At 63.8% G+C, this 11,686-nt stretch carries 11 protein-coding genes; 8 read left to right on the top strand and 3 right to left on the bottom strand.

The features are described from left to right. Positions 1-134: 134 nt before the first annotated feature. Positions 135-1,829 (bottom strand): formate--tetrahydrofolate ligase, encoded by a 1,695-nt coding sequence (locus tag HNP00_RS15195; RefSeq protein WP_184740538.1) that lies wholly within the window; start codon positions 1,827-1,829, stop codon positions 135-137. A 105-nt stretch (positions 1,830-1,934) separates the two neighbouring features. Continuing rightward, positions 1,935-3,179, bottom strand: a complete 1,245-nt coding sequence (gene mshA, locus HNP00_RS15190) for a D-inositol-3-phosphate glycosyltransferase (protein ID WP_184740536.1) — start codon at positions 3,177-3,179, stop codon at positions 1,935-1,937. A 154-nt stretch (positions 3,180-3,333) separates the two neighbouring features. Here mshA and HNP00_RS15185 point away from each other — a divergent pair, with 154 nt between their 5' ends. The 7 genes from HNP00_RS15185 (at position 3,334) to tsaD (ending at position 9,159) form a co-directional block, all read left to right on the top strand. Beyond that, the gene (locus tag HNP00_RS15185) at positions 3,334-3,864 is read left to right on the top strand and encodes a GNAT family N-acetyltransferase (protein WP_184740534.1); all 531 of its coding nucleotides are present in this window, start codon (positions 3,334-3,336) and stop codon (positions 3,862-3,864) included. A 76-nt stretch (positions 3,865-3,940) separates the two neighbouring features. Further along, positions 3,941-5,047: a carbohydrate kinase family protein gene (locus tag HNP00_RS15180; protein ID WP_184740532.1), complete on the top strand. Its 1,107-nt coding sequence runs from the start codon at positions 3,941-3,943 to the stop codon at positions 5,045-5,047. Positions 5,048-5,101: 54 nt separating this feature from the next. Beyond that, positions 5,102-6,307 (top strand): alanine racemase, encoded by a 1,206-nt coding sequence (alr, locus tag HNP00_RS15175; RefSeq protein ID WP_184740529.1) that lies wholly within the window; start codon positions 5,102-5,104, stop codon positions 6,305-6,307. Further along, a complete protein-coding gene (gene tsaE, locus HNP00_RS15170; protein WP_184740527.1) occupies positions 6,304-6,879 on the top strand; it encodes a tRNA (adenosine(37)-N6)-threonylcarbamoyltransferase complex ATPase subunit type 1 TsaE in 576 nt (191 codons plus the stop codon). The genes alr and tsaE overlap by 4 nt, the downstream gene beginning before the upstream one ends. Beyond that, a complete protein-coding gene (gene tsaB, locus HNP00_RS15165) occupies positions 6,879-7,550 on the top strand; it encodes a tRNA (adenosine(37)-N6)-threonylcarbamoyltransferase complex dimerization subunit type 1 TsaB (RefSeq protein WP_184740525.1) in 672 nt (223 codons plus the stop codon). Before tsaE ends, tsaB begins: the two co-directional genes overlap by 1 nt. A 44-nt stretch (positions 7,551-7,594) precedes the next feature. Continuing rightward, positions 7,595-8,035, top strand: a complete 441-nt coding sequence (rimI, locus tag HNP00_RS15160; protein ID WP_184740645.1) for a ribosomal protein S18-alanine N-acetyltransferase — start codon at positions 7,595-7,597, stop codon at positions 8,033-8,035. Further along, positions 8,032-9,159, top strand: coding sequence for a tRNA (adenosine(37)-N6)-threonylcarbamoyltransferase complex transferase subunit TsaD (gene tsaD, locus HNP00_RS15155; protein WP_311770588.1), 1,128 nt, complete (start codon positions 8,032-8,034; stop codon positions 9,157-9,159). The genes rimI and tsaD overlap by 4 nt, the downstream gene beginning before the upstream one ends. Positions 9,160-9,183: 24 nt before the next feature. Here tsaD and HNP00_RS15150 read toward each other — a convergent pair whose 3' ends face one another. After that, complete coding sequence (locus HNP00_RS15150) at positions 9,184-10,335, bottom strand: glutamate--cysteine ligase (RefSeq protein ID WP_184740523.1); 1,152 nt, start codon at positions 10,333-10,335, stop codon at positions 9,184-9,186. Between the two features lie 169 nt (positions 10,336-10,504). Between HNP00_RS15150 and HNP00_RS15145 the strand changes: the two genes are divergently transcribed. After that, entirely contained in the window at positions 10,505-11,665 is a 1,161-nt protein-coding gene (locus tag HNP00_RS15145) for a GTP-binding protein (protein WP_184740521.1), read from the top strand. The last annotated feature ends 21 nt before the right edge of the window (positions 11,666-11,686 follow it).

The following is an 11,686-nucleotide window of genomic DNA, read 5'->3' as shown; positions in this document are numbered from 1 at the left end:
CGAGCGTTCGCCGAAAAGGCCACATACGTGAGCGAGCGTTCGCCGAAAAGGCCACATACGTGAGCGAGCGTTCGCCGAAAAGGCCACATACGTGAGCGAGCGTTCGCCGAAAAGGCCACATACGTGAGCGTGCGTCAGAAGAGGCCCACCGGGTTGCCATGCTCATCGACGTCCATGCGCATCGCGGCCGGTTCCTTAGGTAAACCCGGCATCGTCATGACCGCACCGGTCAGCGCGACGATGAAGCCCGCCCCGGTCTTGGGAATCAGGTCCCGCACGTGCATCGTGAATCCCTTGGGGGCACCCAACTGGGAGGCGTCGTCGGTGAATGAATATTGCGTCTTGGCCATGCAAACCGGCATCTCGTCCCAGCCGTTTTTCCGGATGTCGGCCAGGCGCCTGTGCGCGGGGACCGAGAACTCCACGCTGTCCGCACCATAGATTTCCTGTGCGATCGTACGGATCTTGTCCTCCACGGACGTGCTCAGGGGATACAAATACCTGAAGTCCGACGGCGCTGCTGCCGCTACCGCCGCGGCGACCTTCGCCGCGAGCTCGTCGCCGCCGTCGCCCCCTCCACCTCGACCCCAGACATCGGCCACTGCAGCCTGCACTCCCTCCTGGGCGCACCAGGCAAGCAGCCATTCGAGCTCTTCGGGTGTGTCCGTGGCGAACTTGTTGATTGCGACGACAGGTGTGACGCCGAACTTCTCGACATTGTGCACGTGGCGTTTCAGGTTCGCGACGCCGGCGGCGAGCGCCTCGACGTTCGGCTCCTTGAGCAGCTCCTTCGGGACGCCGCCCTGCATCTTGAGCGCCCTGATAGTCGCCACGACGACGACGGCGGACGGCGCCACGTCTGCGATGCGCGACTTGATGTCCATGTACTTTTCGGCCCCAAGATCGGCGCCGAATCCGGCTTCTGTGACCACGATGTCTGCGAGCTGTTGGGCGGTTCGCGTGGCGATGAGCGAGTTGCAGCCGTGCGCGATGTTGGCGAACGGGCCGCCGTGTACCAAAGCGGGGGTTCCTGCGATGGTCTGCACGAGGTTCGGTTTGATGGCGTCCTTCAGCAACATGGTGAGTGCGCCCTGGACCCTGAGATCGGCCACTGTGACTGGCCGTCGATCATAGCTGTATCCGAAAGTGATGCAGCCCAGGCGTTCGCGGAGATCATCCAGATCAACGGCGAGGCAGAAGACAGCCATGACTTCCGATGCCACGGTGATGTCGAATCCGTCCTGCCGCGGCACACCTTGAGCAGGGCCACCCAAGCCGATGATGATCTCTCGCAGGGACCGGTCGTTCATGTCCAAGACACGCTTGAACGTCATGCGGCGGGGATCAATGTTGAGCTCGTTGCCTTGGAAGATGTGGTTGTCCACGAGGGCCATCAGGGCGTTGTTGGCCGAGGTAATCGCGTGGAAGTCGCCGGTGAAATGCAAGTTGATCTCGTCCATGGGAAGAACTTGGGAGTAGCCGCCCCCGGTCGCTCCTCCCTTCATGCCCAGAATCGGGCCAAGGGACGGTTCGCGGAGTGCGATCATCACTCGATGGCCGGCGCGTGCCAAGGAATCGGCGAGGCCGACGGTCGTGGTGGACTTTCCCTCACCCGCCGGGGTCGGGGACATAGCCGAGACGAGGACTATCTTTCCAGCGCGCTTGGCTTCAGGGAGACGGAGCTTGGCGGGATCGATTTTCGCTTTGAACCGACCGTACAGCTCCAGGGCATCGACATTGATCCCGGCACGCTCTGCGATCTCTTCGATGGGACGTATGGCTGCATTCTGGGCGATTTCAAGGTCGCTCAAGATCTTGTTCTCAGACATCCTTGTCCTCAACTCTGTGCGGAACACTGTGCGCGACAATCTATCAGGCGTGTCCCCAAAGGTGAGCGAGCGTCGTCGGGATGGGGGTGAAAGGTGAGCGAAGGTCTAACTTGGGCGGACCAGGACGGCGCCGATCGCCGCTTGGTAGCTCTCGAGCGCAATGGCTGCCGTCCGCTGCCAGCCGAAGGCTTCCGCATGCACTGCCGCCGCACGGCCCATGTCTTCGCGGGTGCGGGAATCGTCGTACAGGGCTTCGATGGTGTCGGCCCACTTTGAGGGATCGTGCCCGTTAACCAAAATTCCAGTCCGCCCATCCGCAATGGCTCGGGACAGCCCACCCACGTTGGTGGCCACCACAGGGGTGCCGCATGCCTGGGCCTCAAGTGCAACAAGCCCGAACGATTCGCTGAAGGAAGGCATCACCACGACGTCAGCCGAACGGAACCAGCCCGCCAGCTTCGGCGCCTTGACCGGCGCGCGGTGAGTTACGACGTCGTCGAGCCCCGCGGCCGTAATGAAGGACTGCAGATTGAAGTCCTTGGCACCGCTCAAGGCGCCCAGGATGGTCAGTTCGAGGTCGATGTCAGGCCGCCTCTTGCGCAGGACGCCGACGGCTTCGATGAAGACCTGCGGACCCTTGAGGCGCTGGATGCGTCCGGCGAACAGGAGGTGGAAACTGCCGGGCCGTACACCGAGCTCGGCACGGGAACGGGCCCGGAACGCGGGAGTGAACACCGTGAGGTCAACACCTGGGGGTGCGACGTCGATGTGGTCGAAATCGGCGTTGTAGTGCGAGACAAGTTCCTGGGCTTCGGCAGGAGTATTGGCCACGAGGCGCGCCGCTCCGTCCACGATCCGCTGTTCGCCGTCTTCCCGCAGCCGCGGTTCGGGGCGCTCGCCGGATTCCAGCACCAGGTTCTTGACCTTGGCCATGGTGTGCATCGTATGGATCAGCGGCACGTTCCATAGCTCGGAAAGTTCCAAACCGGCCACGCCGGATACCCAGTAGTGCGAATGGATGGCGTCGTAGCGGCCGTGCGGCTGCCGCTGCCGGATCCTCTCGACTTCGGTAACCATGGCGTGAAGGAGCTCGGGAAGTTCCTCTTTGGGCAGTTTCCGGGGCGGCCCCGCCAAGACGTTGTGGACGCAGACGCCGGGGCCGGGGTGCTCGACGGCGGGTTGCTCGGCGGACGTTGATCGCGTGAAGATTTCCACCTCGACGCCGAGATCGGCCAGCGCCATGGCCAAGGCCCGGACGTAGACATTCATGCCGCCGGCATCGCCTGAGCCGGGCTGTTCCATGGGGGAGGTGTGGAGGGACAGGAACGCCACGCGACGGATCATCGACACGGCTTACCTCCTGTATCCGATGAGCAATTCAACAATCAATTCAACAAATTCCGCGAGGCGCAACATTCCCGCGCCTCAGCCAAAACACTACTCCTGACATCCGCGGCGTTGCAGCCCGGCCAAAAGCCCTTGATTGGCTGCTACCGTAGCGGGCGTGAGCCAATCAAACACTGAAGCAGCAACGCCACCAGCCGCAAAGTACGAGATCCGGCCGGCGCGGGCAAGCGACTGGCCGGGGATCTGGGCTGTTCTTGAACCTGTGATCCGTGCCGGGGAGACCTTCACCTGGGATCGGGACACTTCCGAAGAGACGGCGCGGAGCAAATGGTTCAAAGAAGCGCCCGGCCAGACTTTTGTGGCGGTGCGCGACGGCGGCGTGCTGGGTACCGGTGAACTGCACGCCAACCAGGGTGGCGGGGGAAGCCACGTGGCCAACGCCGGCTACATGGTCCGCGCCGATCAGGGCGGCCAAGGAATTGCGCGAGCACTCTGTGCCTATTCCTTGGGCGCAGCCCGGGACGCCGGGTTCAGGGCCATGCAGTTCAACGCGGTCGTCGAAAGCAACGTCCGCGCGGTGGGCCTGTGGCAGTCCATGGGTTTCCGTATTCTGGCAACCATTCCCGAGGCCTTCCAACACCCAACCCTTGGCTACGTAGGCCTGCACGTCATGTACCAGGAGCTCTAGGCCTAAGCCGCGGCCAAGGGCGGACCTCCCCGCGGAAGGCTATGCACGTACGCGACCGCGGCGTAGTCTGCCGTGCATGGACGCAACGCCCAGGGTTGGATTCGATCCCCTCGCCGCGATCCGCCGAGGTGTGAACGGCGCAGGGGACGATTCCGGCTGCGATCTTCTGCTGACGGGCACCGTGTTCCAGGACATCATCTTCACGGGACTGGACCACAGTCCGGAACCCGGGACCGAGGTGTGGAGCCAGGGCATGGGCACGTGCCCCGGCGGCGTGGCCAACCAAGCCATCGCAGCCGCGCGGCTTGGCTTGAGGACTAGCTTGGCGGCGGCCTTCGGAGATGACGGATACGGGGACTTCAACTGGCGGATCCTTGAGAGCCAGGAGCACGTGGATCTCTCCCTATCCAGGCGCTTCGAGGGCTGGCATTCCCCGGTCACCGTCTCCTTGTGCGTCGATCACGATCGTTCCATGGTCACACATGGACACCCCGCGCCCATGAGCGCTTCGGAATTGATCGGCGAGCCACCCAAGGCGCTCGCCGCCGTCGCGGATCTCGGCGAGGAACCAGAGCCCTGGATGCTGGCCGCAAGGAAGGCCGGCGTCAAACTCTTCGGCGACGCCGGATGGGACCCTACCGGGGAATGGTCGTCGAAGAGGCTGGACCAGCTCAGTAATTTCCATGCCTTCATGCCGAACCAACGGGAGGCGATGGCGTTCACTGGCAAGGACAATCCCTGGTCTGCGCTCTACGCGCTCGCCGACCGCGTTCCAGTAGCAGTAGTGACCCTCGGAGCCCAAGGTGCCATGGCCGTGGATTCCGAAACCGGTGAGGAGGAATGGGTGCCGTCCCTTCCGGTAACGGCCTACGACCCCACGGGTGCGGGCGACTGCTTCGGCGCGGCGTTTGTTATGGGCTGCCTCGCCGCTTGGCCTTTGGGGGACCGGCTCCGTTTTGCCAACCTTTGTGCCTCGCTGGCGGTGCAGCAGGTAGGAGGCTCTCTGGCTGCGCCCGGCTGGGGCGACATCGCCGATTGGTGGCAGCGGGCCAACGCCCGGCCGGAGCGACAGTCCAGCCAATGGCTCAAACGATTCGCCTTCCTCGAGGACATTGTCCGGGACGTTCCGCCCGGAGCCCAACGGCGGGCATCGGCGACTATCGCCCACAACTCCGACGCCTAAGCTGCGCTGACACCCAGTCAATTCGTATCCCGTCGCGGCACTAGAATCGTGAGGGTGACTTACGAAGCAGCTGCCAGGTTCGAGCCCACGACGAAATCGGGTTCGGCAACAGTCCTCGAACGATCAGCCGTCATTGACTTGGATGCCATCCGGCACAACGTGCGCCAATTCGTGGCGATCGCCTCGCCCGCCAACGTCATGGCCGTGGTAAAGGCCGATGCATACGGACACGGAGCCGTCCAGGTGGCACGAGCCGCCCTTGAAGCCGGTGCCCGCTGGCTCGGCGTCGCCCATATTTCGGAAGCCTTGGCGCTCCGCGCTGCCGGAATCGACGCCCCCATGCTGGCCTGGCTGCACACTACGGAAAGCAACTTCCAGGCGGCAGTTGCCGCCGGCGTCGACGTCGGGATTTCCGGCTGGGAACTGGACGCTGTGGTCGCTGCGGCACGCGAACAGGAGCGTCCGGCCCGCATCCACCTGAAAGTGGACACCGGCTTGGGGCGCAACGGCGCCACGATCGACCAATGGGACAAACTGGTGGGCCAGGCCATGGAATACCAGGACGAGGGACTCTTGCGTGTGGTGGGCATCTTCTCTCATTTGGCCGTAGCCGACGAGCCACACCGCCCGGAGACTGACGAGCAATTGGCAGCCTTCCGGGAAGCGATCGCCGTGGCCGAGGACGCCGGAGTAGACACCGAAGTGCGGCACTTGGCCAACACTCCCGCCACGCTTTCCCGCCCTGATGCCCACTTCGACCTCGTCCGCGTGGGGCTCGGACTCTACGGACTGTCCCCGTTCGAAGGACAAAGCTCCGCGGAACTCGGCCTCCGCCCCGCAATGACGGTCCGCACCCTTGTATCCAACTGCAAAAGAGTGCCCAAGGGCCAAGGCGTGTCCTATGGACTCAACTACCGGACCTCGTCCGAAAGCACCCTGGGCCTCATTCCGCTCGGATACGCCGATGGCGTGCCGCGCGTCGCCACCGGCGGACCCGTGCGCGTCAATGGCGTCAACTACCCCGTTGTGGGGCGGATCGCCATGGACCAGATGGTGATTGACTTCGGGAGCGCGGGGATTGACGAAGCCGGTTTGCTTGGGACTGAGGCCGTCATGTTCGGCGATGGCGCCGACGGCGGCCCGACGGCGGACGACTGGGCAGCCGCCGCCGGAACCAACAACTATGAGATCGTTACCCGTATCAGCCCGCGCGTGCCGCGCATCTACATCAATGAAACGCCGGGAGCGGACGCCCGGTGAGTGAGGCTTTGTGGGAACGCACCGTCAAGGTCGCGACGGCGGAGCAGACGCATGCTTTGGGCTCGGCGCTGGGTGGGGTGCTTGAGCCCGGCGACCTCTTGGTCCTGACGGGCGAACTCGGTGCCGGCAAGACCACCTTCACCCAAGGACTCGGAGAAGGCTTGGGCGTCCGTGCGGGAGTTATTTCGCCGACCTTTGTCTTGGTGCGCATCCACCCCAACCTTCCGGACGGTCCCCGTCCTGGCGGCCCAGATTTGGTCCACGTTGATGCCTACCGCTTGGCTTCCGCAGCGGAGATTGACGACATCGACCTCGAAAACACCATGGACAACTCCGTGACGGTGGTCGAATGGGGGCGCGAGCGCGTGGAGCACCTTTCGGACAGCCGCCTGGACATCGAAATGCATCGAACCGTTGGCGGCACCGATTCGGCGGTCGCCAACGTGGAAGCAGGACCGGATGCGGTGTTGGACTTCGACCCCGAGGACGACGACGAACCACGCACCATCATTTTCCGCGGCTTTGGCCCACGCTGGATCGCCGTCCCCGAAATACTGGAAGAGAACGCCTGATGCTGATCTTGGCCATTGATACCTCGGCCGTGGCGAGTGCGGCGCTTATCTCGGACGTTGCCATGGAGGGCGTGGTGGAATCCTTCGCTACCGAAGACACCCGCAGCCACGCAGAGGTCCTTGCGCCCGGCATTGAGAAACTTCTGGGCGACGCCGAGGTAAGCGGAGCGGACATCGACCTCATTGTCACGGGTGTAGGCCCAGGGCCCTTCACGGGGCTTCGTTCGGGGATTGCTACGGCCCGTACTTTGGCCTTCGCCTGGAACAAGCCGCTTTTTGGCCTCATGAGCCTGGACGCGATCGCCTTGGAAGTGGCCGAGTCCACCGAGGCACAAGCAGAGTTCCTGGTGGCCACGGATGCCCGTCGCAAGGAGGTCTACTGGGCGCGCTACACGCTCAGTGAAGGCCAGCTTCCGCGGCTCGTGGATGGTCCCCATGTGGGCTTCGCCTCCGAGTTGCCCGATCTTCCCGTCTTCGGGGCCGGAGGCGGCATCTACGCGGACGTCGTCAATGCGAACGAGGAATTCAGCACCACCCAGCCCGACGCCGCCTCCCTGGGCCAGTTCGCTATGGCCCTTCTGGCGGCTGGCGCGGAACTGCCGGACTCCACTCCGCTCTACCTGCGGGAATCGGACGCACAGGTGCCTGGTCCCAGGAAGCGTGCGCTGTGAACACTCCACACCAGTTCAAGCTCGACGGGGTGACCCTGCGCGACATGACCGCCGACGACGTCACCGCCGTCGAGGTCCTGGAACGCCGGCTCTTCCCGGTGGATGCTTGGCCGATGCAAATGTTCTTCGATGAACTCGCCCAGGTGGATACCCGCCGCTATGTAGTGGCCGAAGCCGGCGGGCAGATTGTGGCTTACGCGGGTCTCATGTGCATCGAGCCCATCGCGGATGTCCAGACGATCGCCGTCGTACCCGAATTCGAAGGCAGGGGGATTGGCTCGGCTATTCTCACCGAACTGATTGAGGAGGCCCGAGGGCGCGGCGCAACGGAAGTCCTCCTCGAGGTCCGCGCCGACAATCCGCGCGCCCAGGCCTTGTACGTGCGGTTCGGCTTCGAGCAGATCCACGTACGGCGGCGCTACTACCGCGACGGCACGGATGCCCTCATCATGAGGCTGACATTGACTGAAGGAAACCCGGCGTGAACCAGCCCAGCACCGTCCAGCCCAGCACCGTCCAGCCGCTTGTGCTGGGGATCGAGTCCTCCTGCGACGAAACCGGCGTCGGGATTGTCCGGGGCACCACCCTGTTGACCAATACGGTGTCCTCCTCGATGGATGAGCATGTCCGTTTCGGTGGCGTCATTCCGGAGATCGCTTCCCGTGCGCACTTGGACGCCTTTGTACCCACGCTGCAGGAGGCCCTGCACGAGGCCGGAGTGACACTGGAGGACATCGACGCCATCGCGGTGACTTCCGGGCCGGGGCTGGCAGGCGCGCTCATGGTGGGCGTCTGCGCTGCCAAGGCCCTCTCTGTTGCCACGGGCAAGCCGCTCTACGCAATCAACCACTTGGTGGCGCATGTCGGCGTTGGGCTCCTTGACGGCGCTGCCGGCGGTGGCACTGGGGGGCTCGGCGCCGGTGGACAACTGCCCGACAACCTCGGTGCGCTCCTGGTTTCCGGCGGGCACACGGAAATCCTGCGCATCCGCAGCATCACCGACGACGTTGAGATGCTCGGCTCCACCATCGACGACGCCGCGGGGGAGGCCTATGACAAAGTGGCGAGGCTCTTGGGCCTGGGCTACCCGGGCGGACCGGCCATCGACAAACTCGCCAAGCAAGGCAACGCCAAGGCCATCCGCTTCCCGCGAGGACTGACGCAACCCAAATACATGGGCACCGTCGAAGAGCCGGGACCCCATCGCTACGATTGGTCATTCAGTGGCCTCAAGACCGCCGTCGCGCGTTGCGTTGAACAGTTTGAAGCGCGCGGTGAGGACGTCCCCGTAGCTGACATCGCGGCTGCGTTCCAAGAAGCAGTGGTGGACGTCATCACGTCCAAAGCCGTGTTGGCCTGCAAGGAGAACGGCATCACGGATCTCCTGCTGGGCGGCGGCGTGGCCGCCAACTCCCGTCTGCGTGAGCTGACCGGGCAGCGCTGCACCTCTGCGGGGATCACGCTGCACGTACCGCCGTTGGCGCTGTGCACCGACAACGGTGCTATGGTTGCGGCCCTGGGATCGCAGCTCATCATGGCGGGAATTGGTCCCAGCGGCGTTGCTTTTGCTCCGGATTCTTCCCTGCCGGTCACAACGGTTTCGGTGTAGGCGGGGGCGGATCCATCCCGGAGGTTAGGCCGTTGGTACGGACCGCATTTGCTGTACGAGGTCCTGGACGACGGCATGAAGATCGCCATCGTGCTGGGCAGCGACGCGGCGTTGGCGCTGGTAGCCCGCACCGCGAGCGATGATCTTTTCGACGTCGGCCAGTTCCTCCGAGCAACCGAGCTTTTCGGCGACAGGAGCCAGGCGCAGCAGCGTTTCCTTCAGGTGGTCGGTGACAAGCTGCTCATTGCCTTCGGCATCGAGGATGATGATCGCCTCCATGCCGTAGCGGGCGGCGCGCCACTTGTTTTCCTGGATATGCCATGGCGGCATGGTGGGAATGCTCCCGCCGTTGTCCAGGATGGTTGAGAACTCATCCACGAGGCATTGAGTCAGGGCGGCGACAGCGCCGACTTCCTCGAGGGTTGCCAGGCCATCGCAAATGCGCATCTCGATCGTGCCCAAATTCGGCACCGGGCGGATATCCCAGCGAATTTCGGACAGGGTGTCGATCACACCCGTGGTGAACATGTCCTGGACATAGGACTCGTATTCGGCCCAGTTGGGGAACTGGAAGGGCAATCCGGCCGTGGGCAACTGCTGGAACATGAGGGCGCGTTGTGACGCATAGCCGGTGTCTTCGCCGCCCCAGAAAGGACTCGAAGCGGACAATGCCTGAAAGTGCGGGAAGTAATTGACCAGGCCGTCGAGGATGGGGAGCGCCTTGTCCCTCCGGTCCAAGCCGACATGGACGTGGACTCCGTAAATGACCATTTGCCGTCCCCACCACTGGGTGCGGTCAATCAGTTTGGCGTAGCGCTCTTTGTCCGAGACCGGCTGAAGCTGCGGCGGGCTGAACGGATGACTGCCGGCACAGAAAAGCTCCACACCCATGGGGTCGGTAACGTCCCTGACGGCCTTCAGGGAGCGGGCCAGGTCTTCCTTGGCTTCCTTGACGGTGTTGCACACGCCCGTGACGAGTTCCACGGTGTTGAGGAGCAATTCGCGCTTGATGTGCGGGTGCTCGTCGTCTTCGTTCAGGTCCGGATGCCGAGATGCTACGCCGCGCAGGACTTCATTCGCGACCGAGGCCAATTCCCCGGTGCGTGCGTTGACGAGCGCGAGCTCCCATTCCACCCCCAGCGTCGACTGCCTGGATGGAGCGAAATCAATCTGCACGTAGGTCCCCTCGGTGATATGCCAAAAAACGCCCTGAGCAACGCCCGCCGTGGGGCCGTCAGCGGTTGGCTCAAGTCTAATGCAGGGGCGGTACGGTACCGCATGGGCGAAAACCTTAGGAAATCGAGCATTTTTGCTAATGAGAATGATTTGCATCTACAATACAGGCATGCACCTTTCTGTTGTCAGCTCACTCGATAGCCAATGCCGCGAAGCGGCCACAGCCAAGCTAGGGCGTACACACCGCGATTCAGCCGTGGTCCTCCACGACCTCCTGGACGGCTCTGTCGTCTTGCGGAGGGTGTTCCGCAACGGCGAACTTGTAGAGCAGGCACAAACCGTCTTGGAGCACGGCTGCCTCAGCTGCACGGTCCGTCTTGACGTTGTCCCGACGGCGGAGCGCCTCGCCGCGTCCGGCCATGACCACATCGTCCTGGGCCTGCCGCCTGGCGTCTCCGTGGACATGGCGGTTGCCGAACTCAAGCGGGGCCTTGAGCGGCCTGCCGTCATCGACAACGCAGTGTTGGCGATCGATCCCTCAGCCCTGGAAGACCATGTTTGGGACAAGCACACCCTGTACGAATCCGGCTTCACGGCCATGCCGGAGGACCACCGCACCAGTGGAGAATTTCTCATCGGAGAGTTGGGCCACGCGGATACCATCATGGTTCATGCCGGTCTTGGGGCCGAGCTCACCGGATTGCGCCCGGACTCAAGCGAGGACTGGGCCCAGGGACTGGAACTTCTGGCGCAACTCGCGCCCCACGCTGCCGTTTCAGCCCGCGACGACGACTTCCGGCCCGGATGTTACGACGGCGCGGAGGCCCTCGCGAGGGTTCGTCGCGGTTCCGTGCGGGTTCCGCTCAAGGAAGAGTCCGGGAGCTTCCGGACCGTGCTCCACAAAGTGGAGCGTCCGCTTCATCCCGTGCGCTTCCGGGAAGCCCTGCCGAAGCTGGCAGAGGGATGCCACTGGATGCGGGGCCGCTTGTGGATTGCCTCGGCGGCCAAGATCCGGATCGCCGTGCAGGGAATCGGACCGCGCGTCTGGCTCGAGAGCACAGGGGAGTGGCTCGCGGATGCCGGCGCCGACTCTGTTCGCGAAGGTAAAGTCCCGCAGGACGAAGACGGGCTCCACGACGCCGACGCCGTTCTCGACTGGCACCCCCGCTTCGGCGATCGCGGAACTGTGCTGGCCGTGACCGGGCGAGGAGACGACGTCGACGCCGCAGAAATCCGGGCCCTGCTGGATGGATGTGCGCTGAGCGAAGCGGAAATGAGGCTCGATTTCGCCGCACTTGAGGATCCACTGGAACTCGAATCCACTCTTTAGCCGGGCTTCGGCCGTGGTGGA

The sequence above is a fragment of the Arthrobacter sp. AZCC_0090 genome (assembly GCF_014207375.1).
Taxonomy (GTDB): domain Bacteria; phylum Actinomycetota; class Actinomycetes; order Actinomycetales; family Micrococcaceae; genus Arthrobacter.
The sequence above is the reverse complement of the archived record's forward strand: the minus strand, read 5'-3'. Positions and strand labels throughout refer to the sequence as shown.

Excerpts from the sequence above, each read along its gene's own strand:
- HNP00_RS15195 (WP_184740538.1), bottom strand. The coding sequence starts at position 1,829 with ATGTCTGAGAACAAGATCTTGAGCGACCTTGAAATCGCCCAGAATGCA.
- HNP00_RS15180 (WP_184740532.1), top strand. The coding sequence starts at position 3,941 with ATGGACGCAACGCCCAGGGTTGGATTCGATCCCCTCGCCGCGATCCGC.
- tsaB (WP_184740525.1), top strand. The coding sequence starts at position 6,879 with ATGCTGATCTTGGCCATTGATACCTCGGCCGTGGCGAGTGCGGCGCTT.
- rimI (WP_184740645.1), top strand. The coding sequence starts at position 7,595 with ATGACCGCCGACGACGTCACCGCCGTCGAGGTCCTGGAACGCCGGCTC.
- HNP00_RS15145 (WP_184740521.1), top strand. The coding sequence starts at position 10,505 with ATGCACCTTTCTGTTGTCAGCTCACTCGATAGCCAATGCCGCGAAGCG.